This is a genomic window from Streptomyces sp. NPDC006335 (genome assembly GCF_040612795.1).
Lineage (GTDB): Bacteria > Actinomycetota > Actinomycetes > Streptomycetales > Streptomycetaceae > Streptomyces.
This window is the reverse complement of the sequence record NZ_JBEXQX010000001.1, coordinates 218402-242346: the sequence shown is the minus strand read 5'-3', so window position 1 is coordinate 242346 and position 23945 is coordinate 218402. Positions and strand designations below refer to the sequence as shown.

The following is a 23945-nucleotide window of genomic DNA, read 5'->3' as shown; positions in this document are numbered from 1 at the left end:
CGGATCACAGCCAGCCGTTGCGCCGGAAACCGCGGTACAGGACACCGCAGGCGACGGCTATCACGCCCATGACCAACGGGTAGCCGAACGTCCAGTGCAGCTCCGGCATGTGCTCGAAGTTCATGCCGTAGACCCCGCAGACCATCGTCGGGACGGCGATCACCGCGGCCCAGGCCGTGATCTTCCGCATGTCCTCGTTCTGCGCGACCGTCACCTGCGCGAGGTGTGCCTGGAGGATCGAGTTGAGCAGCTCGTCGAACGCGGCGATCTGCTCCTTGGCGCGCAGCAGATGGTCGGAGACGTCCCGGAAGTACGCCTGTATCTCCGGGGCGATGACGTGGATCGGCCGCGTGGAGAGCTCCTCCAGCGGGCGGCTGAGCGGGGCCACCGCCCGCTTGAGCTCCAGGAGTTCACGCTTGAGCTGGTAGATGCGGCCCGGGTCGACCCGCGCGCCGTCGTCCGCGAACACCGCCGTCTCCACCAGGTCGATGTCCGACTGCATGGAATCGGTGACGTCCAGATAGTCGTCGACCACATGGTCCGCGATCGCGTGCAGCACCGCGGCCGGCCCCTTGGCGAGCTGCCCGGGGTCGGACTCCAGCTCCTCGCGCAGCGGGCCCAGCGATCCGTGGCTGCCGTGCCGCACCGTGATCACGAAGTCCTCGCCGACGAACACCATGATCTCGCCGGTGTTGACCACCTCGCTCGTCGCCGTGAGCTCCTCGTGCTCGACGTAGCAGACCGTCTTGAACACGGCGAACAGCGTCTCGCCGTAGCGCTCCACCTTCGGGCGCTGATGGGCCTCGACCGCGTCCTCGACGGCCAGCGGGTGCAGGTCGAAGAGGTCCGCGATGCCCTCGAACTCATGGTCCGACGGTTCGTGCAGCCCGAGCCAGACGAAACCGTCACGGCTCCTGCGTACCCGCTCCACGGTGTCGACCAGATCGCCGTCGACCGGGACCCGGGCCCCCTCCTTGTACGTCACGCAGTTGACCACCGAGGTGCCCAGCGGAGAGCGGGCGTGGTGGCTCAGGTCGACGCGCGGGCGCCGCCGGGCCAGGCGGGCCACCTTGCGCAGGCCGCCGACCCTGCCGAGGCTCGTGACCTTTCGCAGATTCCCTGCCATGGACATCTGGATCTCCTCGCGTGGATCTCCGTACGACGCGTTTCTGCGTCCTGGCGCGCCAGTTTGCCAGGTCGACGTAAGCGGTGGGTGAGCCTGTGGACAGGGGTGGTTCCGCTTGGTTCCCGCCTGTGGAAAACCGGTCCGCGCCGGCTGCGGCGCCGGTCACCCGACGGACGGACGGTGGGCTCTCCTCGTAGGAACCGCGTCGTCCGTTTCGGACGGGCCCGGTGACTGGGATCATCGCGGCATGACACGAACCGACGGGTATCTCCTCGACAACCGGCAGGCGGAGGCGGGGGAGCGCTTCGACGCCTTCGCCACCCTCTTCGACCCCACGACCTTCCGGCACATCGAAGGATTCGGCATCGGATCCGGCTGGCGCTGCTGGGAGGTCGGCGCGGGCGGCACGTCCGTGGTGTCCTGGCTGGCGAAGAAGGTCGGTCCGACCGGAAAGGTCGTCGCCACGGACATCGACACCACCCTTCTCACCGCGGCGGCCCGCCCGCCGGTGGACGTGCGTGTCCACGACGTGAGCACCGATGAACCCCCCGGGGAGGGCTTCGACCTGGTGCACGCCCGGCTCGTCCTGGTCCATGTGCCGGACCGGGAACGGGCCTTGCGATCGATGATCAAATCCCTGCGTCCCGGCGGACGGCTCCTGCTGGAGGACGCCGACCCCGCCCTGCAACCGCTGACCTGCCCCGACGAGTACGGCCCCGAGCAGCAGCTCGCGAACCGGCTGCGCCAGGGCTTCCGCCGACTGCTCGCCGAACGCGGCGCCGACCTCTCCTACGGCCGAACCGTCCCGCGACTGCTCCGCGAGGCAGGTCTGCGTCAGGTGGCCGCCGACGCGTACTTCCCGCTCGCCTCACCGGCCTGCGCCGCCCTGGAGTCCGCCACGATCCGCCAGATCCGCGACCAGTTGGTCACGGCGGGCCTCGCCACGGACGAGGAGATCGACCGCCACCTCGCCAACGTCGCCACCGGCACGATGGACCTGGCCACGGCCCCGCTGATCTCGGCGTGGGGGCGCAAGGCGTAGCAGGCAGCGGGAGCCGGTGCCGGGGAGCCTGTCTCGGGAACCGGTGTCGGCGCGGGAGCCCGGAGGAGCGGCGCCCGTCGACCACACCGGCCCACCGACCACCCGTCAGCCCGGCCCCGACGGTCCAGGGGCCGGCCATCCGCGCGGTCTGGCGACCGGCCGACCAGCCGTCAGCTCGGCACTGGCGGCCCACCGGCCGCCCGTCAGCTCGACAAGCACCGGCCCACCCATCAGTCCGCCCGGCGGTCCACCGAGCGGCCCTCTGTGCGGCCTGGGGCCCCGCCGACCGCCCTTCAGCCAGGCAACACCGGCCCCCGTCAGTTCGGCACCGCGGGCGCACCGGCCGCCGTCGCTTCGGCACCGGTGGCTCACCGACCGACCGCCAGTCCGGCAATCCGGCCCACCGGCCACCCGTCAGTCCTCCCGCCCCGGGGGTCTCCCGCCCACCCGCTCCACCGCCAGCGCGCCCGCCCGGCAGCCTTCCGTCGCCGCGTCCTCGGGTGTGGCGCCCCCCAGCAGGGCCGCGAGGAACGCGCCCGTGAAGGCGTCCCCCGCCCCGGTGGTGTCCCGGGGCGTCGCCGGTACGGCGGGCACGTGGGCGTACACGGCGCCGGACCGGGCGAGCAGCGCCCCTTCCGCCCCCTGTTTGGCGACCACCAGCGGGACGTGGCGGCTCAACTTGGCCGCCGCGTCCGCCACGTCGGGCAACCCCGTGAGCAGGCACGCCTCGTCCCGGCTCGGCAGCAGGACGTCCACTCCCTCGATCAGCGACAGAAAGCGGTCCACCCCCGCCTCCCGGAGGAAGCCCGCCGACGCAGGATCGAGGCTCACCTGCACACCACGTGCGCGTGCCGACTCCAGGGCCACCGCCACCAGCGCCCGGCTGGACTGCGAGAACAGGAGATACCCCGACAGATGCAGCCGAGCCACGCCGTCGAGCAACGCGTCCGACCAGTCGCCCGGCTCCAGCCGCAGTGACGCGCCGCTGTCCGTGAGCAACGTCCGCTCGGCGGCCTCGCCCGTGTCCACGAGGCAGATCACCGTCCCGGTCGGCGCCTCCGGATCGACGACGAGCAGCGGCCGTACCCCGCACGCGGCCATCTCCCGCTCGTGCCACGCGGCCGAGTCCGCGCCCACCCGCCCCAGCAGCCGTACCTCCGCACCGCCCCCGCGGGCGGCCCAGCAGGCCACGTTGGCCCCCGCCCCGCCCGGCACCGTACGGATCGCGGCGGCGGTGTCCGTAGCAGCGGCGAGCGGCCCCCGGTGCCGGGCGACGACATCCGTGATGACGTCACCGACGACCAGGAGGGCGCCGCCCCGGACGGCCGCGGCGGCACCGGGCCCGTCCGTCGTCACGCCCCGGCCCGGGCGGCCGCGATCCGTCCCGCCAGCCGCACGTTGCCCCGCACCGCCGCCAGGTTGGCGCTCAGGGAGGCGCCGTCGGTGTGCCGGACCAGGTAGTTCAGCAGGAACGGCGTGACCCCCTGACCGGTGACTCCCGCCTCCTCGCAGGCCTGGAGCGCTTCCGCGAGCACGCGCGCGTGCAACTCGGGATCCAGTTGCTCCTCCTCGGGCACCGGGTTGGCGACGATCAGCGCCGAGCCGGGCGCGCCGAGCGCCTCACGCGCGCGCATGACCTGCGCCACCTGCTCGGGAGAGTCCAGCCGCCACTCCACCGGGAAGCCGGAGTCGGACAGGTAGAAGCCGGGGAAGCGGTCCGTGCCGTAACCGGCGACCGCGACCCCCAATGTCTCCAGCCGCTGGAGCGTCGCCGGCACGTCCAGGATGGACTTCACGCCCGCGCACACCACGGTGATCGCCGTGCGCGCCAGCAGGCCGAGGTCGGCCGACTCGTCCTGGGTCGTTGTCCACTCCCGGTGCACCCCGCCGAGCCCGCCCGTGGCGAACACCTCCACCCCGGCCAGCGCCGCGAGCTGGGCCGTCGCCGACACCGTGGTCGCCCCGCTCACCCCGGCGGCCACCGCGAGCGCCAGATCCCGGTGCCCCAGCTTGCGGATCCCGTCCTCGTTCGCGACCCGCTCCAACTGCTGCTTGTCCAGGCCGACATGGGGCCGCCCGTCCAGTACGGCGATCGTCGCCGGTACGACACCTTCCTGCCGGACGACATCCTCCAGCTCCAGCGCCACCTGCAGATTCCGCGGACGCGGCAGCCCGTGCGCGATGATCGTGGACTCCAGGGCCACCACGGGTCGACGCGCGTCGATCGCCTCGCGCACCTCTTCGGACACCACCAGCACCACGGGCCTGCCTCCTGTCGATCGGTCTTCCCTCATCTCTGGCGGGCGGCACGTCCGGTCAAACCCTTGCGGGCTGTGGAGGAGGACACCAGCCTGGGGTGCATGACGGACAACTCGACACGTCTCGACCATGTCGTCCTCTGGGTGCGCGACCCGATGGCATCGGCCGACTTCTACGAGAAGACCCTGGGCATGGAGCCCGTGCGGCTCACCGACTTCGCCGCGGGGGTGGTGTCCTTCCCCTCCGTACGGCTCAACGACGAGACCATCCTCGACCTCATGCCGCTCACCCTGGCGGACGGCATGAAAATGGTCCCTGGCGCTGCGGAGAGCGCGGGACACCCCGTCAATCATGTCTGCCTGGCCCTGCCTGCCGACGATTTCGAGACACTCCGTGCCCGCCTCGAGGAACGGTCCGTGCCCGTCTCGGACTTCTCCCACGACTCCTTCGGCGCCCGCGGATCGGCCCGGCGCAGCTTCTACTTCCGCGACCCGGACGGGAACGTCTTCGAGGCACGCCACTACGACTGACCGCGCCAAGGGGCCACGCGCACGCGTGGCGCGCGGCCCCCTCGCACGAGATGTCAGACCGGCCGTACGCCGTCCAGCGCCCCGTGCGGATCGAGCACCTGCTTGCGGCTCGCGCCCTGGTCGAACTCGGCGTAACCGCGCGGGGCGTCCTCTCGTCGACCCCACCGGGGTCATCGGTGACATACAGGCCGGGTATACCCAGCTCCGGCTCCCCGAGGATCTGCGCGATCTGCTCCTCCACGCACGGCGGAGTCTGCTACCGCACCGGCCTGCCGGGCCGCCGTCGCGCGCGGCCCCTTTGCGACGGGCTGGGGGTCGTGCCTCAGAACAGCGGCTCGGGCAGTACGCCCTCCAGCGCGAGCAGCTTCCTCTTGGTCTCCAGACCGCCGCCGAACCCGCCGATGCCGCCGTCGCTCTCGACGACCCGGTGGCAGGGCACCACGACCGGCAGCGGGTTGGAGCCCATGGCCACCCCGACGGCCTGCGCGGCACCCGGCTGGCCGACCCGCCCGGCCAGGTCGCCGTACCCGACGACCTGGCCGAACCGCACGCCCGACGCCAGCTCGCGCAGGACCTGCCGGTTGAAGCCCGAGATCAGCGACCAGTCCAGGGGCAGCTCGAAGTCGTGCCGCTCGCCCGCGAAATAGGCCTCGACCTGGCGTATCGCCTCGGCCAGGAGCGGTGAGTCGGGCGCCTCGACGGGCTCGGTGCCCAGTCGGGAGGCGAGCCGCTCCAGCGCCTTGTCGCGGATCGCGTCGGTGGCGTGGAAGACGACGTTGACCAGGCCCTCGTCGGTCGCGGCCAGCAGCAGCGCGCCGATGTCCGTGCCGACGACGGTCCACACGACCCGCTGCTCGTCCTGCCCATGGCTGTTCATGCCCCCACCGTACGAGCCGCCACTGACACCGCCCGGTGACCTGCGCGAACGGCTAGTCGGGCAGTGCGTCCCGCACCACGTCCGGCTTGTTGGTGATGATGCCGTCGACGCCGTATCCGGCGACCCTGCGCGCGTCGGCCGCGGTGTTGACGGTCCAGGTGGAGACCTCCAACGGCTTGTCGTGCGGACCGTTGAAGGCATGGACCGCGGAGACGTAGGCCCGGGAGACGGAGGTGTACGACGGGTTGATCTGGTCCGCGAACGCCGCGTACGCGTGCAGGTCCGCCACAGGCGGCGTGCCGAGGAAGCCGGTCCTCACACCGGGCTCGAGATCGTGGACGGTCCGCAGACTGGTCGCGCTGAAGCTCTGCACCACCAGCCGACTCCGGTGCTTCCGGTCGAGCCATCCCTCGTTGCCGAGGAGCTTGAGGGTCTCTCGCTCGATGCCCGGGTACAGCTCCGGGTTCTTGAGTTCGAGGAGCAGCTTCTGACGGTGAAGATCGACGCGGTGCACATACTGCTTCAGCGTCGGCACGCGCGCGCCCGCGTAGGCGGTGCTGAACCAGCCGCCCGCGTCCAGACGGGCGATCTCGGCGGCGGTGAAGTCCTTCACCTTCCAGGGTGCCCGGCCGGGGAAGACCTGTTCCACGTCGGTCGTGCGCTGGAGGCTCTCGTCGTGGAGGACGACGAGTTGGCCGTCCCGGGTGCGCTGGACGTCGTTCTCGACCCAGACGGCGCCGAGCCGGGCGGCCTCGTCGACGGCGGCCAGAGTGTTCTCGGGGGCGTAGGCGGACCCGCCCCGGTGGGCGATGACCACGGGGGGCGTGCCGTCCTCGACGGCCCGGACGTCGGTTGCGGGAAGCAGGAGGGCGGCGGTCCCCAGGAGAGCGGTGGCCAGGGCGGCCGCGGCGCGCACGTGCATGCGTACTCCTCGCGTCGAGCGATCACGTACAGCATCACTGTGACAGCACCGGGTCAACGGCACCGGGGTACAGAATGGACACATCCTGAACGGACGTGTGCCGAGTCCGCTCACTGGTGCCGCACAACTGGGGCAAGGGCGTGTTTCTTTGCCGGAAAATCGTTCGACCATTCCGGTGGCGGTCATACTCTCTGCCTCGACCCTGACCGCTCGGGCGGTACTGGGAAGGGGCACATTTCAGGGAATTCAAGGACGTAACAGGGCGGAAGGGCAGCCGCGCATGCAAGGCACGGTCGACGGATTCAGCTACGGACTCGTCACACCGCTGGTGGCTTACCTCATGGCCTGCCTCGGCGGTGCCCTCGGCCTGCGTTGCACCACGAGATCCATGCTGGTCAGGCGGTCCTGGCGACCCGGCTGGCTGGCTCTCGGCTCGGCGGCGATCGGCTCCGGCATCTGGACCATGCACTTCATCGCGATGATGGGCTTCAAGGTCGAGCAGGCGCCGATCCACTACGACAGGTCCATCACCTTCGCGAGCCTGGGCGTCGCCATCGTCATGGTGGGCATCGGGGTCTTCATCGTCGGCTACCGCGGCGCGACCGGCACCCCCCTGATGACCGGCGGTGCCGTCACCGGCCTGGGCATCGCCTCGATGCACTACCTGGGCATGGCCGGAATGCGCCTGAACGGGCAACTGGAGTACCACACGGTCACCGTCGCCGTCTCCGTGGTCATAGCCGTCGTCGCCGCCACCGCCGCCCTGTGGGCCGCCGGACAGGTCAGGGGATTCCTGTGGAGCGTGGGCGCGAGCCTGATCATGGGGCTCGCCGTCACGGGCATGCACTACACCGGCATGGCGGCCCTCAGCGTCCATCTGCACGGCACGTCCGCCCCGGTCTCGGGTGACTCGCCCGCGTCCCTGCTCGCGCCGATGATGGTCGGCCCGCTGGCCTTCCTGCTGCTCGCGGGCGTCGTCGTGATGTTCGATCCGCTGATGGTCATGGGCAAGCCCGTGTGGTCGCCCGCAGAGAACAAGCCCGGTGTCCCCGCCCGCGAAGTCGTCCACCACCCGCACGCCCGCCGCCCCTCGCTCCGCCCCCACCGGAACGTGACCCACAGCGACTCCCGCACCCCGCAGAACCGCTGACCCCCGGGGCCCTTCGCCGCCGTCCCGCTCCGTCCCCGGTTCCGCCCGCCGTCCTTCGCTCCGGCCTCGCCGCAGCATGACGTACAGCGGCTCCCGCACCCCCACGGAACTGCTGACCCTTCGGGCTCTCGCCGCCCGTCACCGCCGCCCTAGCACTGCCCCACCTGCCCCGGCCTGCCGTCCTGCGCTCCGCCCCACCGCGACTCTCCCCAGAACTGCTGACCCTCCGCGGCCGTTGCCGCCCCTCACAGCCGCGATCCACCACCGGCCTTACCCACAGCCCATCGTTCCGCCCCCACCGCAACGTGGGCCGCCGCGACTCCCGCACCCTCCAGACTGCTGCCCTCGGGCCCCCGCGGCCCCTCACCGCCGCCCTTGCGCTGCCGCCTGGCCCCTGCCGTCCCGCGTTCCGCCTCGCCGCAACGTGCCTCATCGCGACGCTTCCCAGAACCGCTGACCCTCCGCGGCCGTCGCAGCCCCTCACTGGCGCCCCGATCCGCCACCGGCCGGCGTGCCCTCCCGCACCCCGAGAACCACTGACCCCGGCCGCCGACCGCCTCCGTTTGTCCTCCCGCTCCCCGGACCCGCCCGCCCCGCGCCCCTTCCCTCCGCCCTCACCGCGAGCCACGGCGTCTTCGGCCACCCCGCGCCGCCCGTCGCCCCCACCCGCCCCCCTCCGCCGCCGTCGCGGAGGCCGCTCCTGGTGCCCGCCCACTGCGCCCGGTCCCGGCCGCTCGCCGCCCCGCCCCCGTGCCGCCGGCCGCCCACCCGCCACCCCGGCGCCCCACCCGCCCCGCCGCCACTGCCGTGGCCGCGCCCGCAGCCCGCCAGCCCCGCCCGGCCCCGGCCACCCGCCCCCATCCCTCCGCCGGCGCCCCGAAACCCCTGATCGGGCCGCGTTGTCAGTGGGGAGTCGTACGGTTGACTCCATGCGGCCCGTTTCCCACATCGAACGTACGGTGGCGCCTTTCGAGGTCGTCAGCTCCTACCAGCCCAGCGGCGACCAGCCGGCGGCGATCGCCGAGCTGGCCAAGCGCATCGAGGCAGGTGAGAAGGACGTCGTCCTGCTCGGCGCGACCGGCACCGGAAAGTCCGCCACCACCGCGTGGATGATCGAGAAGCTCCAGCGCCCCACCCTGGTCATGGCCCCGAACAAGACGCTGGCCGCCCAGCTCGCGAACGAGTTCCGGGAGCTGCTGCCGAACAACGCCGTCGAGTACTTCGTCTCGTACTACGACTACTACCAGCCCGAGGCCTACGTCCCGCAGTCGGACACCTACATCGAGAAGGACTCCTCGATCAACGAGGAGGTCGAGCGCCTGCGCCACTCCGCGACCAACTCGCTGCTCACCCGCCGTGACGTCGTCGTGGTCGCCTCCGTCTCCTGCATCTACGGCCTCGGTACACCCCAGGAGTACGTGGACCGGATGGTCCCCCTCAAGGTCGGCGACGAGATCGACCGCGACCAGCTCCTGCGTCGCTTCGTGGACATCCAGTACACGCGCAACGACCTGGCGTTCAGCCGGGGCACCTTCCGGGTCCGCGGCGACACCATCGAGATCTTCCCGGTCTACGAGGAACTCGCCGTCCGCATCGAGATGTTCGGCGACGAGATCGAGGCCCTCTCGACACTCCACCCGCTCACCGGCGAGATCATCAGCGACGACGAGCAGCTCTACGTCTTCCCGGCCTCCCACTACGTCGCGGGCCCCGAGCGCCTGGAGCGGGCCGTCAACGACATCGAGAAGGAGCTCGGCGAGCGCCTGGCCGAACTCGAGAAGCAGGGCAAGCTCCTGGAGGCCCAGCGCCTGAGGATGCGCACCACCTACGACCTCGAGATGCTCCGCCAGATCGGCTCCTGCTCCGGCGTCGAGAACTACTCGATGCACTTCGACGGCCGCCTGCCCGGCTCCCCGCCGAACACCCTGCTGGACTACTTCCCGGACGATTTCCTGCTCGTCATCGACGAGTCGCACGTCACCGTGCCCCAGATCGGCGCGATGTACGAGGGCGACGCCTCCCGCAAGCGCACCCTCGTCGACCACGGCTTCCGCCTCCCGTCCGCCCTGGACAACCGCCCCCTGAAGTGGGAGGAGTTCACGGAGCGCATCGGCCAGACCGTCTACCTGTCGGCCACACCCGGCAAGTACGAGCTCTCGCGCGGGGACGGCGTCGTCGAGCAGATCATCCGCCCCACCGGACTGGTCGACCCCGAGGTCGTCGTCAAGCCCACCGAAGGCCAGATCGACGACCTGGTGCACGAGATCCGCACCCGCACCGAGAAGGACGAGCGTGTCCTGGTCACCACGCTCACCAAGAAAATGGCCGAGGACCTCACCGACTACTTCCTGGAACTCGGCATCCAGGTCCGCTATCTGCACAGCGACGTCGACACCCTGCGCCGCGTGGAGCTGCTGCGCGAGCTGCGCTCCGGCGAGTACGACGTCCTGGTCGGCATCAACCTACTCAGGGAGGGCCTCGACCTGCCCGAGGTGTCCCTGGTGGCCATCCTCGACGCCGACAAGGAAGGCTTCCTGCGCTCCGGCACCTCCCTGATCCAGACCATCGGCCGTGCCGCGCGCAATGTCTCCGGCCAGGTCCACATGTACGCCGACAAGATCACCCCGGCGATGGAGAAGGCCATCGAGGAGACCAACCGCCGCCGGGAGAAGCAGGTCGCGTACAACAAGGAGCGGGGCATCGACCCGCAGCCGCTGCGCAAGAAGATCAACGACATCGTCGCGCAGATCGCCCGCGAGGACGTGGACACCGAGCAGTTGCTCGGCTCCGGCTACCGCAAGGGCAAGGACGGCAAGGCGGCCAAGGCCCCCGTGCCCGCCCTCGGCGGCAAGGCGGCCGGCACCAAGGCCGGCAAGGGCAAGGCCAAGGAGACCGTCCCGACGGACCGTCCCGCCGCCGAACTCGCCGAGCAGATCGAGGAGATGACGGCACGTATGCGTGCCGCCGCCGCGGACCTCCAGTTCGAGATCGCGGCCCGGCTGCGCGACGAGGTCTCCGAGATGAAGAAGGAGCTGCGGCAGATGAAGGAGGCGGGCCTGGCCTGAGCGCATCGCGCTGTGTTGCAAGACCGACACAAAGTGCGCTTCGGGGTGCGTCACCGTCGGCGGCCCTGCGTAGGGTTCTGGACAACCGCGGGGGCCGCGGCAACAGGGGACAGCAGCGAGAGGGGTTCGGCGCGTGACCGTCAACATGACCAAGGGTCAGGCCATCAGTCTGCAGAAGAACGACGGAGGCAGCCTGACCGCGGTGCGCATGGGCCTCGGCTGGCAGGCGGCTCCCCGGCGCGGCCTGTTCGGCTCGCGCACGCGGGAGGTCGACCTCGACGCCTCCGCCGTGCTGTTCGCGGACAAGCAGCCCGTCGACGTCGTCTTCTTCCGTCACCTGGTGAGCGACGACGGTTCGGTCAAGCACACCGGCGACAACCTCGTCGGCGGTGTCGGCCAGGGCGGGGACGACGAGGCGATCCTCGTCGATCTCTCCCGCGTGCCCGTCCACATCGACCAGATCGTCTTCACCGTGAACTCCTTCACGGGCCAGAACTTCCAGGAGGTGCAGAACGCCTTCTGCCGCCTGGTCGACGAGACCAACGGGCAGGAGCTCGCCCGCTACACGCTCGCCGGCGGCGGCGCCTACACCGCGCAGATCATGGCGAAGGTGCACCGGACGGGCCCGGGCTGGAGCATGACGGCCCTCGGTACCCCGGCCAACGGCCGCACCTTCCAGGACCTGATGCCGGCGATCCTGCCGCACCTCTGACCGGTCCGCCGAGCGGCACCCGACCGACACCACGACACGGGGGGAGAAGGCGATGACGGCCGAGCTGGTGCGGGGGCAGAACCACCCGCTCTCCCAGGCCCGACTCGAGATCCGGATCGCGGCCGGCACGCCGATCGTGGCCGGAGCCACGCTCGGCGACGAGCACGGCCGGGTGCACGGCGTCGAGTGGGTCCTCCACCCGGGCGCGCCCACCCTGCCGGGTTTGGAGGTCTCCCGGCAGGCGGCCGCCGACCACCGCCTCGCGGTCGACCTCGGCGCGGTGTCCGAGGCCGTCCACCGGGTCCATGTCCTGCTCGCCCTGCCCGCGGCGGGCGGCCCGGTCCGTTTCGGCGCCGTCGCCGCCCCTTTCGTTGCGGTCACCGGCCTGGACGGCACCGAGCTGGCCAGTTACACCGTCACCGGCCTGGACGCCGAGTCGGCGGTCGTCGCGCTGGAGCTCTACCGCCGCCAGGGCGCCTGGAAGGTACGCGCCGTGGGGCAGGGCTACGCGGGCGGCCTCGCCGAACTCCTCACCGACCAGGGTCTTCCCCAGGCCCAGCAACTCGCCTACGACATCCACGAGGCGGTGTCCCGCGGCCTGGCCCGCGCGGTCCCGATGCCACCGCCCCTCACGGCGGACGGCGACCGCCCCCGGCAGACGGCCACGCCGACGCCGGGCCCGGACCAGGCAACGTCCGCGACCCAGGGCGCCCCCGGCGCCGTATCACCGCAGCCGCAGCCGCAGCCGCAGCCGCAACCTCATCCCCCAAGCACCCCGCAGCCACTGTCGCCGTACGGCACACAGCCCCCGGGCAGCCCGTCGCCGATGCCTCCGGGCGGCGGTCAGGCCGCAGGCACACCGCAGCCCACGTCCCCCTACGGCACGCAGGGCACTCCGGCGGCAGGCGCACCGCAGCCCGGATACCCCTCGGGGCTCGCGGACACCGCCCCCCAGCCGCCCACCGTCGGCGGCCCGATCGACTACAGCCACCCCCGACGGCAGAGCGCCGCCCCGCCGCCGCCCCCGCCCGCCGCGCCCCCCGCCCAGCCGGGACAGCCCGCGCAGCCCGTCGCCGGGGACGCCACCGGCTGGTCCATGGAGGAGCGGCTTTACAACCAGGTGTGGGGCATGTTCGAGGACCTGGCCCGCTCCACGGCCGCCTACCGCAGTGCCGTCGACTTCGCCGAGTCCCGCATGGAGAAGGAACTGGACGCGGCCCTCGCCGACCCGCGCAGCCGGATCGGCGGGCAGGGCGACGCCGCGCGTGAGGCGGCCCACGGCAAGTGTGCCCAGCTCGTCGAACAGGCCCGCGCGGCCTACGACCGGGACCTCGGCCAGCTCACGGCCGAGTCCGGGGTGGTCGAACCCGCCCTGCCGGCGGCGTACGCGCGCTGGGACAACCCCGTCTGGCACGGCTACCGGGTGCCGTTCGAGGTGCCGATGGCCGTGCGCCTGGGCGACCTGTCCCTGCCCGAATGCCCCGAGCTGCACATTCCGATGCTGATCCGGCTGCCACTGGAGCGCGGCCTGTGGATCGACAGCGGGGCGGCCGGATCCCTCGACGGCTCGTTCCTCGACTCCCACGAACTGCACCGCCTGGCCATGGACACGGCCGTGGCGCTCGCGGCCCGGCTCCTCGCCGTCCACCCGGCCGGGGACTACACCCTGCACGTCATCGACCCGGCCGGCTCGGGGGCGCAGGCGCTCGCCCCGCTCGTGCGGACCGGCGTGCTCGCCGCCCCGCCCGCCCTCGGCGCCGCGGGCGTGGCGGACGTCCTGGCCCGCCTCACCGAGCGCGTCGATCTCGTGCAGATGGCGGTGCGCGGCGGCGCGGCCGACGCCCTCCCGCCCGGCTTCGACACCGCCGAGCAGCTCCTGATCGTCAACGACTTCCCGCACGGCTTCGACGACCGGGCCGTGACCCAGCTCCGCTACCTCGCGGACGAGGGACCGTCCGTCGGCGTCCACCTGATGATGGTCGCGGACCGTGAGCAGGCCTCCGCCTACGGCCCCCTCCTCGACCCCCTGTGGCGCTCGCTCATGCGGCTGACCCCGGTGCCCGACGACCACCTCGCCGACCCCTGGGTCGGACACGCCTGGACCTACGAGCCCGCGCTCGTCCCGCCCGGCAGCCAGGTGCTCCAGCAGGTCCTGAACCAGGTGGCGCAGGCCCGCACCAAGTACACGTAAAGCCTGACTGACCAGGGATTTTGACCTTTCTTTTGCCAATTGCTTTACCTTTCCTTGGTGATTGGGGTACGGTTGGTTGCACGGAGGGGAGTACTCCCTGTCGACTGCGGCGTACCCGTCAATACGGATCAGGCCTGATCCCGGGGCGTCGGCCCACCGTGGGTGGAAGAGACCTCCGGCAGCGCGACGACGCTGGTTACTTGCCGTTACGTATTGCCGGAGGAACTGTGGATGTTTCCATGACCCTGTGGGTCCTGACGATCGTGGGCCTCGCCGCCCTCATCGCGGTCGACTTCTTCATCGGCCGCAAGCCGCACGACGTGTCCATCAAGGAAGCCGGTATCTGGACGGTCGTCTGGATCGCCCTGGCCGGCCTCTTCGGCCTCGGCCTGATGATCTTCGCCGGCGGTCAGCCTGCCGGTGAGTTCTTCGCGGGCTTCATCACCGAGAAGTCCCTGAGCGTCGACAACCTCTTCGTGTTCGTCCTGATCATGGCGAAGTTCGCGGTGCCCTCGCAGTACCAGCAGCGGGTGCTTCTCGTCGGTGTCCTCATAGCCCTGGTGCTGCGCGCGATCTTCATCGCCGCCGGTGCCGCGATCATCGCCAGCTTCGCCTGGGTGTTCTACATCTTCGGCGCCTTCCTCATCTGGACCGCCTGGAAGCTCATCCAGGAAGCCCGCGCCGACGAGGAGGACGAGGAGTTCGAGGAGAACAAGCTGCTCAAGGCCGCCGAGCGCAGGTTCGGCGTGGCCGACCGCTACCACGGCACCAAGCTGTGGATCGTGGAGAACGGCAAGCGGGTCATGACCCCGATGCTCGTCGTGATGCTCGCGATCGGCTCCACCGACGTGCTCTTCGCGCTCGACTCGATCCCCGCGATCTTCGGTCTGACCCAGGACCCGTACATCGTCTTCACGGCCAACGCGTTCGCCCTGATGGGTCTGCGGCAGCTCTACTTCCTCATCGGCGGTCTCCTGAGGAAGCTGGTCCACCTCAGCTACGGCCTGTCGATCATCCTCGGCTTCATCGGCGTCAAGCTGGTGCTGCACGCCCTGCACGAGTCCGGGGTCCACGTCCCCGAGATCAGCATTCCGGTCTCGCTCGGAGTGATCTGCTCGGTCCTGATCGTCACCACCGTCACCAGCCTGATGGCCTCCAGGAAGCAGGCGGAGGCCGAGGCGGCGCAGGCCAAGAGCGAAGGCGCTCCGAAGGACAGCATCGAGGCCTGACCACGGCCGACGTAGGAAGAACCACCACCGGGAGCGGTGCGCGGCGAATTGCCGGGTGCCGCTCCCGGTGCTTGTTTTGTTCCAGAGCGCGCTCCCCGGCCCGGGGGCGCCGTGGTCGGCTGGAGACACCCATGAAGTTCGTGCAGATCATCGGATTCGAGACCGAACGCCTGGACGAGATGCGGCAGTTGCTGGAGGAGGCCGGACAGCGCAACGCAGGCAGGGCGGGCGGCCCGACCCACCGCATGCTCCTGAAGGACCGGGACAAGCCGAACCACTATCTGGCGCTGATCGAGTTCGACTCGTACGACGAGGCCATGCGCAACAGCGACGACCCCGAGACGAGCAAACTCGCGGAGCAACTGGGCGCGCTGAGCACCGGTGAGCGTGTCTACACCAACTGCGACGTCCTGGATTCGGGCGAGATCAAGTAGCCCCGGGGTGGTGCGGGGCCGCTCGACCTCTGCGACGATCGCTGCATGATCGCTCGGCTCAGGTCGCTCACCACGAGCTGGACGTCCGTGGTGCCGGTGCTCGCGGTCGTCCTGCTGGTGTTCACCTGGGGCCGCGATCTGCCGGGAGCGGTCGTCGTGCTCGTGACCCTGGTGCTGGCCGGGGCCGTGCTCGCCGCCGTGCACCACGCCGAGGTGGTCGCCCACCGGGTCGGCGAACCGTTCGGCTCGCTCGTCCTCGCCGTCGCCGTCACGATCATCGAGGTGGCCCTGATCGTCACCCTGATGGTGGACGGCGGCGACAAAAGTTCGACGCTGGCCAGGGACACGGTCTTCGCGGCCGTGATGATCACCTGCAACGGCATCGTCGGCATCAGCCTGCTCGTGGCCTCACTGCGCCACGGAACCGCGGTCTTCAACCCCGAGGGCACCGGCGCCGCCCTCGCCACGGTCGCCACCCTGGCCACCCTGAGCCTGGTGCTGCCGACGTTCACGACGAGCAGGCCGGGCCCGGAGTTCTCCACCACCCAGCTCACCTTCGCCGCGCTGTCCTCGCTGGCCCTGTACGGCCTGTTCGTGGCGACCCAGACCGTAAGGCACCGCGACTACTTCCTCCCAGTCACCCGCCAGGGCGAGGCGATCACCGTCGACGACCACGCCCACGCGCCCACCGCTCGCGCCGCGCTGATCAGCCTGGGCCTGCTGGGCCTGGCCCTGATCGGGGTGGTCGGCCTGGCCAAGGGCGTCTCGCCCACCATCGAGTCGGGAGTGGCCAGGGCGGACCTGCCGCATGCCGTCGTCGGCGTGATCATCGCCCTGCTGGTGCTGCTCCCCGAGACCATCGCCGCACTGCGCTCCGCCCGCCGCGACCGCGTGCAGACCAGCCTCAACCTCGCCCTCGGCTCCGCCATGGCGAGCATCGGCCTGACCATCCCCGCGGTCGCCCTGGCCTCCGTCTGGCTCTCCGGCCCGCTCGTCCTCGGCCTCGGCTCCACCCATATGGTGCTGCTGGCCCTGACGGTGGTGGTCAGCTCCCTGACGGTGGTTCCCGGCCGGGCCACACCGCTCCAGGGCGGCGTCCACCTGGTGGTGTTCGCCGCATACCTGGAACTGGCCGTCAACCCGTGACGGGCCGGTCCAGAGCCGGCTCCGCGACCGCCGCGGACACCGGCCGCGTCTCCGGCAGCAACGCGAAACACCCCAGACTGAGCAGCGCGATCCCGGTCAGATACGCGCCCACACCCCACGGCACCCGTCCGCCGTGCTCGACCAGAGCCGTCGCCACGATCGGCGTCAGCGCGCCTCCGATCACCCCGCCGAGGTTGTAGCCGACCGCGGCTCCCGTGCAGCGCACCCGCGGCTCGTACAGCTCCGGCAGGTAGGCCGCGATCACCGCGAACATCGTGATGAACGCGACCATCGCGCCCAGGAACCCGAGGAACATCAACAGCGGCTCCCCGGTGGCCAGCAGCGCCACCATCGGGAACATCCACAGCGCGGCCGCCGCACACCCCGCGAGACACAGCGGTCGCCGCCCGTACCGGTCCCCGAGCAGTGCCGCCACCGGTGTGAGCGCGCCCTTCACCAGCACCGCGGCCATGATGCAGGTCAGCATGACGGTACGGCTCACCCCGAGCCGCTCGGTCCCGTAGGCGAGCGACCATGTCGTCACGGCGTAGAAGATCGCGTACCCGACCGCTAGCCCCCCGGCGGTGAGCAGGACGAGCCGCCCGTGGTCGCGCACCACCTCGGTTAGCGGCACGCGCGCGTGATCGTCGATCTCCAGGAACCCGGGGCTCTCCGGGAGCGAGGAGCGCAGCCACAGCCCCACCGCCGCCAGCACACCGGCCGCCCAGAACGGCACCCGCCAGCCCCACGCGGCGAACTGCGCCTCGGACAGCGTGGCCGACAGTGCCAGCACCACCCCGTTGGCGAGCAGGAAGCCCAGCGCGGGCCCCACCTGCGGGAAGCTCGTCCACAGCCCGCGCCGTGCGGCGGGCGCGTGCTCCGCGGTCAGCAGCACGGCCCCGCCCCACTCCCCGCCGAGCCCCAGCCCCTGCAGGAAGCGCAGCACCAGGAGCAGCAGCGGGGCGGCCACCCCGATCGTGTCGTACGTCGGCACGCACCCGACCGCGACCGTGGCGGCGCCGGTCAGCAGCAGCGAGGCCACGAGGACCGGCCGCCGCCCGTGCCGGTCCCCGATGTGCCCGAACAGCACCGAGCCGAGCGGCCGCGCGACGAACCCCACCCCGAACGTCCCGAACGCGGCCAGCGTCCCCGCGACCGACGAGAACGTGGGGAAGAACAGCGGTCCGAGGATCAGCGCCGCGGCCGTCCCGTAGACGAAGAAGTCGTAGAACTCGATGGCGGTCCCGGCGAGCGAGGCGGCCGCGAGCCGCGGCATGGAGGGCGCCCTTACGGTGCGTACGTCGTGCATGCCGCGTCAACTACCCACCGTGATCGGTGGTTACGGGGGCGTGCGGGCGCGCTCGGGCGTGATCAGTAGGTGACGGTGATGCGCCGGGCAGGGCCGTCGACACGGACGAGACCGCCGTAGGGGATGACGAGTTGGGGATCGGTGTGGCCGAAGTCCACGTCGAAGACGATGGTGGTGTGGGGGGCATATACACGCATGGCTTGCAGTACGGCCTTGCGCTGATCGGCGGCGTAACGGGCCGCCTGCTCCGGGCTGTTGGGCTGCTCGAAGGACCAGGACTTGGGGCGGCCCATCAGCACTGCGGAGAACCGTTGCAGCAGCCCGCGTTCGCCCATGTTGCGCAGGGTGCGGAAGACCTCGACGTCGCTCGGCATGTCCTCGGAGGTCTCCAGGAGCAGCACTCCGCCGTCGTACTCACTGAGATCGCGCGCGATCTCGCGGTCGGCCATCAGCAGCCAGCCGAGGATCTCCAGGCAGCCGCCCCAGGCGCGGCCCTCCACCGCCCGGTCGGCGTTCACCCAGGTCCAGCCGTGGCCGGGGCGGGTCTCGGGTTCCGCGTCGAAGGTGGCGGGGTCTGCCCAGTCGCGGTTGACGTCGTTCCAGCGGTCGGCGGCGGTGAGTTCGTACGGGCCGGAGGTGAACAGGGCGGCCCGCAGGGAGTCGGCGGTCAGCGGGTCCATGGCCACCGGCCGGCCGAGCGCGGTCATCACGGTCGCGCCGTGGTAGCCGACGATGCCGGTGGTGTACAGGTACGCGAGCAGGTTGGTGTTGTCGCTCATCCCGAAGAACGGCTTCGGGTTGGCCCGGATCAACTCCCGGTCCAGGAACGGCAGCACGGTGATCTGGTCGTCGCCGCCGATGGACGCCATGACCGCCTTGACGGTCGGGTCGGCGAACGCGGCGTGGATGTCGTCGGCGCGCTCCTGGGGTGTCGAGCCCATCCTGCGGGTCGACGGATACTCGACCGGCTCCAGCCCGTACTCCTTGCGCAGCCGCTCAAGACCCAGCTCGAACGGGCGCGGGAAGAGCCCCGGCAGCCCGGCGCCGGGGGAGATGACGGCTATGCGGTCGCCGGGTACGGGCTTGGGCGGGTACGAGATCGTCGTCATGCCCGGAGGGTACGGGCCGCGCCGCGCGCGGCGCACCGTGATAAACCGGGTCCGAGCAGCCCGTCTTCACCGACCGGAGGAACCGTGCCCCGCACCCTGGCCAACGCCCCGATCATGGTCCTCAACGGCCCCAACCTGAACCTGCTGGGTCAGCGGCAGCCGGAGATCTACGGCAAGGACACCCTCGCCGACGTCGAGGCCCTGTGCGCCAAGGCGGCGGCCGCGCACGGCGGCACGGTGGACTTCCGACAGTCCAACCACGAGGGCGAACTGGTCGACTGGATCCACGAGGCCCGGCTGAACCACTGCGGGATCGTCATCAACCCCGGCGCCTACTCGCACACCTCGGTCGCGATCCTGGACGCGCTCAACACCTGTGACGGGATGCCCGTGCTGGAGGTGCACATCTCCAACATCCACCAGCGCGAGTCCTTTCGGCACCACTCCTATGTCTCGCTGCGCGCGGACGGGGTCATCGCGGGCTGCGGGGTGCAGGGGTACGTGTTCGGCGTGGAGCGGGTCGCGGCGCTGGCGGGGCCGGCCCGGGCCGAGGCGTAGACCTGTAAGGGCCGCTCGCAATAGCGGGCGCCCCTTACAACGCGCCCCTTATAAGGCGCCCCTACAACGGCCCCTTACAACCGCCCCGCCTCCACGATCCGCTTCAGGAACCGCTGCGTTCGCTCCTGCCGAGGATCGCCGAAGATCTGCTCGGCGGTTCCGCGCTCAAGGACCACGCCTCCGTCCAGGAAACAGACCTGGTCGGCGACCTCCCGCGCGAAGCCCATCTCGTGCGTGGCGAGCACCATGGTCATGCCGTCGCCCTTCAGGTCGCGCACGACGTTCAGCACCTCACCCACCAGCTCCGGGTCGAGGGCCGCGGTAATCTCGTCGAGCAGCAGCAGACGGGGACGTACGGCGAGGGCCCGCACGATCGCCACCCGCTGCTGCTGACCGCCGCTGAGCCGGTCCGGGTACTCGCCCGCCTTCCCGCCGAGCCCTAGCCGCTCCAGGAGCTCACGCGCGTGCTCCTCCGCCTCCGCGCGGGCCGCGCCGTGCACCCGGCGCGGGGCCAGCGTGATGTTCTCCAGCACCGTCATGTGCGGAAAGAGGTTGTACGCCTGGAAGACCACGCCGATACGGCGCCGTACCGCGTCCTGGTCGGCGCGTGGATCGGTGATCTCCTCGCCGTCCAGCCAGATGGCGCCGTCGTCGATCTCCTCCAGGAGGTTGGCGCAGCGCAGCAGGGTCGACTTGCCGGAGCCGGAGGCACCGATCAGCGCGGTCACCGTGTGCGGGGCGACCTCCAGGTCGACGTCCCGCAGCACGACCGAGTCGCCGAAGGTCTTGCGGACGGACTCCATCCGCAGCACGGGCGTGTCCGCGTCGCTCATGTGGTCCCTCCCTGGGCCCGCTGACGGTCCATCCGTGCCGTCACCCAGTCCGTGAAGCGGGTCATCGGGATGGTCAGCGCCACGAACACCAGGCCCGCGACGATGTACGGCGTGTAGTTGAGGCTGCGTCCGACGATGATGTCGGCCGCGCGTACGGCGTCGATCGCGCCGCCGATCGACACCAGACCGGTGTCCTTCTGGAGGGACACCAGGTCGTTCAGCAGGGGCGGCACCTGGCGGCGCACCGCCTGCGGCAGCACCACGTACCGCAGCGCCTGGCGGTTGGAGAGCCCCAGCGAGCGGGCCGCGGCGCGCTGCGAGGGGTGCACGGACTCGATGCCGGCGCGGAACACCTCGGCCACGTACGCCGAGTACGTCAGCGTGAGGGCCGTGCCGCCCAGCCACACCGGGTCGACGGTCACGCCCTGGAGCCGCAGCGCCGGGACGCCCAGGACGACGATCATGAGGTTGATGATGAGCGGCAGGCCGCGGAAGAAGTCCGTGTAGGCGGCGGCCAGGAAACGCAGCGGGAAGAACACCGGGCCGCGCAGCGTGCGGGCGATGGCGATCAGCATGCCGAGCACCAGCACGGCGGCCCCGCAGATCAGCAGCAGCCGGACGTTCAGCCACAGCCCTTCGAGGACCTTCGGGAACGCCTCGCGCGCGTACTGCCCGTTGAAGAACGTCTCCTTGGTGCGCGGCCAGCCGGGCGCGTTGACGACGACCAGGTAGAGGACGACGGCGGTGACCAGGGTCGAGACGGCGGCGATGGCCGTCGCGCGGCGGGCGCGGGCGCGCTTGAGACGCTCCCGGTCGATCCGCCGCCGCGACGGCGTGTAGGAGCCGCCAGTGTCCTCCCGGCCGGCCTCGTCCTTCGTCAACGTCACTTCAGCACCGGGGCGTCGACGGCGTCCGACAACCACTCCTGCTCCAGCTTGGCCAGCGTGCCGTCCTTGCGCAGGGCGTCCACGGCGCCGGTCACGCAGGAGGTGAGCGCGCTGCCCTTGTCGAGGACGAGCCCGAACTGCTCCGGCGTGCCGCCCTGGTTCTCGAACTGCCCGACGATCGTGCCGTCCGTGACCTCGGCCGCGGTGATGTAGAAGGCGGTGGGCAGGTCGACGACGATGGCGTCCACCTGCTTGTTCTCCAGCGCGGACTTGGCCTGGTCGTTCTTGGCGTAGGCGGCCGCCTCCTGGGTCGGCTTCACCACGTCCTGGATGTAGTTCAGGCTCGTCGTGCCGACCTGGGCGCCGAGCTTGAGGCCCTTCAGGTCCGCGATGCCGGTCGCCTTGGCGGCCTTGGAACCCTTGAGCGCGACAACGGCCTGGCGCACGTCGTAGTAACCGGACGAGAAGTCGACGGCCTTCTTGCGCTCGGCGCTGATCGACACCTGGTTGATGTCGAAGTCGAAGGTCTTCTCCCCGGGCGCGAAGGCCTTGTTGAAGGGGACGCTCTGCCAGACGACGGCGCTCTTGGCATAGCCGAGCCGCTTCGCCACGGCGTACGCGACCGCCGACTCGAACCCCTTGCCGTTCGCGGGCTTGTCGTCCTTGAACCAGGGCTCGTACGCCGGCTCGTCGGTCGCGATCGTCAGCTTGCCGGAGGTCTTGGTGGCCAACTTGCCCTGGGCGCAGCTGGTTCCGGTCGACCCCGAGGCCTTGGTGTTCGCGTCGTCGTCGGGCTGCGGAGCACAGCCGGCAGCGGTGGCGAGCAGGGCCATGGATGCCGCGGCGACGGCGCGGCGCAGTACGCGAGGGGCAGGGTGCATGGCGGGAGAGTGACAGTCCACTGTCCCGTTTGTCGAGGTCACGACGGCAATCGTCCGCATATTGGGAACGGGTGTTGCATTTCTGTGAACAGTTTTCGGCCAGATTGCCGGGGCCGCCGGTCGAGGGCGGGGAATGAAAGACCGGCGGCCCTTACCGCGCAGGAGCCGTCATCCTGTGCGGGGCTGCTCCCAGTTGACTGCGCAACCATGTGCGCCGGGAGCGCGTGCGTGACACCGGCGTGTGCGAAGAGTTCACACGGGGCGCGTGCGAAGGGGTGTACGCGGGGCGCATGCCCCGGAGTTCACCACCCTCGCGCGCGCCACTCCGACAGGTGGGGCCGCTCGGCGCCCAGTGAGGTGTCGTTCCCGTGTCCCGGGTACACCCAGGTCTCGTCCGGCAGCGCGTCGAAGATCTTCGTCTCGACGTCGTGGATCAGGCTGGCGAACGCCTCAGGATCCTTGCGGGTGTTGCCCACGCCTCCCGGGAACAGGCAGTCCCCGGTGAACACATGGGGATGCCCGTGCGGGTCGTCGTAGACGAGGGCGATCGAGCCCGGCGTGTGGCCGACCAGGTGGCGTGCGGTCAGCTCGACCTGCCCCACGCGGATGACGTCGCCGTCGTCGACCAGGACGTCCGTGGGGACGGGGATGCCGTCGGCGTCGTCCCGGCCGGCGTACGTACGCGCGCGCGTGGCCGCGACGACCGCGGCGAGGGCCTGCCAGTGGTCGCCGTGCTGGTGCGTGGTGACGACGGACGCGATGCCGTCGTCACCGATCATGCCCAGCAGGGTGTCCGCCTCGTTGGCGGCGTCGATCAGCAGTTGCTCGTCGGTGGCCCGGCAGCGCAGCAGATAGGCGTTGTTGTTCATCGGGCCGACCGCGATCTTGGTGATCATCAGGTCCTTGAGCTCGTGCACGTCGGCGGGCCCGCCGACCGTCACCTGTCCGCTGTACGTCATGACGGCAGCCTATAGCGGGGGCAGCGCGGGGAGAGTGCCGCCGTGGACCGTCAGCGCCGAGCCGTCGCGGCGGCCGGCGAGCCAGCCGAGCAGGTCGGCCTGGCGGCCGGTGACGACCAGTGCGGGGTCTCCGTCGCGGCCCGTCGGGATGCGGCGGCCGTCGCCCTCCTCGATGACCAGCGCGGGTACGTCGGGATGGCCCCGGAACCGCTCCGTCAGGAAGTCGATCTCGCGCTGAGTGAAGTCCTCCGGAAGATCCTCCAGCTCGTACCCGATCCCGAGATCCACATGGTGCAGCTCCACCTCGACCCACCGCCGGAACGGCACCCGGGACGCCGAGTCGGTGACCCCGTTGCGCAGCTCGACCGTGCGCGACCAGTCGGCCGGCGCGGCCCCGGCCTCCTGGAAGCGGGCTGCGCTCTCGCGGAGGTCGGCGAGCTGGGCGTCGAGCGGGCGCGGGGCGTCGCGCTCGATGTCGGCGTCGCGCGCCTCCGCCGAGGGGTACATGGGCCGGCCCCGCAGAACGTTCACCAGGGCATCGGCATTGCGGGACAGATGTGCGAGGACATGGCCGCGGCTCCAGCCCGGCAGCCGTGACGACTCGGTCACGCCGGCGTTGTCCATCTTGGCGGCTGCGGTCAGCAGCCGCTCGGTCGCAGCACGTACAGACTCCAGGTCATGAGCGTGATCAATCATGCTGCTGACCCTAGTCCCGCCACACGTTTG

22 protein-coding genes are annotated in these 23945 nt (G+C 70.9%); 10 read left to right on the top strand and 12 right to left on the bottom strand.

Annotated features, from left to right (window positions below):
- Positions 1-4: 4 nt before the first annotated feature.
- On the bottom strand, positions 5-1132 hold the full coding sequence (locus tag ABZ098_RS01145; RefSeq protein WP_356585970.1) for a magnesium and cobalt transport protein CorA: 1128 nt from the start codon (positions 1130-1132) through the stop codon (positions 5-7).
- 241 nt (positions 1133-1373) lie between these two features.
- Here ABZ098_RS01145 and ABZ098_RS01140 point away from each other — a divergent pair, with 241 nt between their 5' ends.
- A complete protein-coding gene (locus ABZ098_RS01140; protein WP_356585968.1) occupies positions 1374-2168 on the top strand; it encodes a methyltransferase domain-containing protein in 795 nt (264 codons plus the stop codon).
- A 414-nt stretch (positions 2169-2582) separates the two neighbouring features.
- Here ABZ098_RS01140 and ABZ098_RS01135 read toward each other — a convergent pair whose 3' ends face one another.
- Positions 2583-3524, bottom strand: coding sequence for a sugar kinase (locus ABZ098_RS01135; RefSeq protein ID WP_356585966.1), 942 nt, complete (start codon positions 3522-3524; stop codon positions 2583-2585).
- Positions 3521-4429 (bottom strand): pseudouridine-5'-phosphate glycosidase, encoded by a 909-nt coding sequence (locus ABZ098_RS01130; RefSeq protein ID WP_356585964.1) that lies wholly within the window; start codon positions 4427-4429, stop codon positions 3521-3523. Before ABZ098_RS01130 ends, ABZ098_RS01135 begins: the two co-directional genes overlap by 4 nt.
- 99 nt (positions 4430-4528) lie before the next feature.
- On the opposite strand from ABZ098_RS01130, the gene ABZ098_RS01125 reads away from it, so the two are divergent.
- Positions 4529-4957 carry a VOC family protein gene (locus ABZ098_RS01125; RefSeq protein WP_356585962.1) on the top strand — a complete coding sequence of 143 codons (429 nt, stop codon included), beginning with the start codon at positions 4529-4531 and terminating at the stop codon, positions 4955-4957.
- A gap of 322 nt (positions 4958-5279) precedes the next feature.
- Here the strand turns inward: ABZ098_RS01125 and ABZ098_RS01120 are convergent, their stop codons facing one another.
- Both ABZ098_RS01120 and ABZ098_RS01115 read right to left on the bottom strand, forming a co-directional pair.
- Positions 5280-5834 (bottom strand): methylated-DNA--[protein]-cysteine S-methyltransferase, encoded by a 555-nt coding sequence (locus ABZ098_RS01120; protein ID WP_356585961.1) that lies wholly within the window; start codon positions 5832-5834, stop codon positions 5280-5282.
- Between the two features lie 52 nt (positions 5835-5886).
- Positions 5887-6756 (bottom strand): glycerophosphodiester phosphodiesterase family protein, encoded by an 870-nt coding sequence (locus ABZ098_RS01115; protein ID WP_356585959.1) that lies wholly within the window; start codon positions 6754-6756, stop codon positions 5887-5889.
- A gap of 280 nt (positions 6757-7036) precedes the next feature.
- On the opposite strand from ABZ098_RS01115, the gene ABZ098_RS01110 reads away from it, so the two are divergent.
- From ABZ098_RS01110 to ABZ098_RS01080, 7 genes are all read left to right on the top strand, one after another.
- Positions 7037-7906: an MHYT domain-containing protein gene (locus ABZ098_RS01110; RefSeq protein WP_356585957.1), complete on the top strand. Its 870-nt coding sequence runs from the start codon at positions 7037-7039 to the stop codon at positions 7904-7906.
- A gap of 929 nt (positions 7907-8835) precedes the next feature.
- Complete coding sequence (uvrB, locus tag ABZ098_RS01105; protein WP_356585955.1) at positions 8836-10971, top strand: excinuclease ABC subunit UvrB; 2136 nt, start codon at positions 8836-8838, stop codon at positions 10969-10971.
- A gap of 133 nt (positions 10972-11104) precedes the next feature.
- Positions 11105-11683 carry a TerD family protein gene (locus ABZ098_RS01100; protein WP_356585953.1) on the top strand — a complete coding sequence of 193 codons (579 nt, stop codon included), beginning with the start codon at positions 11105-11107 and terminating at the stop codon, positions 11681-11683.
- Between the two features lie 52 nt (positions 11684-11735).
- Positions 11736-13874 carry a TerD family protein gene (locus ABZ098_RS01095; RefSeq protein WP_356585951.1) on the top strand — a complete coding sequence of 713 codons (2139 nt, stop codon included), beginning with the start codon at positions 11736-11738 and terminating at the stop codon, positions 13872-13874.
- A 239-nt stretch (positions 13875-14113) separates the two neighbouring features.
- The gene (locus tag ABZ098_RS01090; RefSeq protein WP_356585949.1) at positions 14114-15103 is read left to right on the top strand and encodes a TerC/Alx family metal homeostasis membrane protein; all 990 of its coding nucleotides are present in this window, start codon (positions 14114-14116) and stop codon (positions 15101-15103) included.
- Positions 15104-15234: 131 nt separating this feature from the next.
- Positions 15235-15537, top strand: coding sequence for a hypothetical protein (locus ABZ098_RS01085; protein WP_356585948.1), 303 nt, complete (start codon positions 15235-15237; stop codon positions 15535-15537).
- Positions 15538-15582: 45 nt separating this feature from the next.
- Positions 15583-16683, top strand: coding sequence for an ionic transporter y4hA (locus ABZ098_RS01080; protein WP_356585946.1), 1101 nt, complete (start codon positions 15583-15585; stop codon positions 16681-16683).
- On the opposite strand, the gene ABZ098_RS01075 is transcribed toward ABZ098_RS01080, so the two are convergent.
- Together ABZ098_RS01075 and ABZ098_RS01070 are read right to left on the bottom strand one after the other, a co-directional pair.
- Positions 16673-17992 carry an MFS transporter gene (locus ABZ098_RS01075; protein ID WP_356585944.1) on the bottom strand — a complete coding sequence of 440 codons (1320 nt, stop codon included), beginning with the start codon at positions 17990-17992 and terminating at the stop codon, positions 16673-16675. The two genes, ABZ098_RS01080 and ABZ098_RS01075, sit on opposite strands and share 11 nt — an antisense overlap.
- A gap of 62 nt (positions 17993-18054) precedes the next feature.
- The gene (locus ABZ098_RS01070; protein ID WP_356585942.1) at positions 18055-19101 is read right to left on the bottom strand and encodes a S66 peptidase family protein; all 1047 of its coding nucleotides are present in this window, start codon (positions 19099-19101) and stop codon (positions 18055-18057) included.
- 84 nt (positions 19102-19185) lie between these two features.
- Here ABZ098_RS01070 and aroQ point away from each other — a divergent pair, with 84 nt between their 5' ends.
- Complete coding sequence (gene aroQ / locus ABZ098_RS01065; RefSeq protein ID WP_356585940.1) at positions 19186-19659, top strand: type II 3-dehydroquinate dehydratase; 474 nt, start codon at positions 19186-19188, stop codon at positions 19657-19659.
- Positions 19660-19733: 74 nt separating this feature from the next.
- Here aroQ and ABZ098_RS01060 read toward each other — a convergent pair whose 3' ends face one another.
- From ABZ098_RS01060 to ABZ098_RS01040, 5 genes are all read right to left on the bottom strand, one after another.
- Entirely contained in the window at positions 19734-20492 is a 759-nt protein-coding gene (locus tag ABZ098_RS01060) for an amino acid ABC transporter ATP-binding protein (RefSeq protein WP_356585938.1), read from the bottom strand.
- Entirely contained in the window at positions 20489-21379 is an 891-nt protein-coding gene (locus tag ABZ098_RS01055; RefSeq protein ID WP_356585936.1) for an amino acid ABC transporter permease, read from the bottom strand. Before ABZ098_RS01055 ends, ABZ098_RS01060 begins: the two co-directional genes overlap by 4 nt.
- Positions 21376-22260 carry an ABC transporter substrate-binding protein gene (locus ABZ098_RS01050; protein ID WP_356585934.1) on the bottom strand — a complete coding sequence of 295 codons (885 nt, stop codon included), beginning with the start codon at positions 22258-22260 and terminating at the stop codon, positions 21376-21378. The genes ABZ098_RS01055 and ABZ098_RS01050 overlap by 4 nt, the downstream gene beginning before the upstream one ends.
- A gap of 302 nt (positions 22261-22562) precedes the next feature.
- Entirely contained in the window at positions 22563-23219 is a 657-nt protein-coding gene (locus ABZ098_RS01045; protein ID WP_356585932.1) for an MBL fold metallo-hydrolase, read from the bottom strand.
- A 9-nt stretch (positions 23220-23228) separates the two neighbouring features.
- A complete protein-coding gene (locus ABZ098_RS01040; RefSeq protein WP_356585930.1) occupies positions 23229-23915 on the bottom strand; it encodes a maleylpyruvate isomerase family mycothiol-dependent enzyme in 687 nt (228 codons plus the stop codon).
- Between the last annotated feature and the right edge of the window lie 30 nt (positions 23916-23945).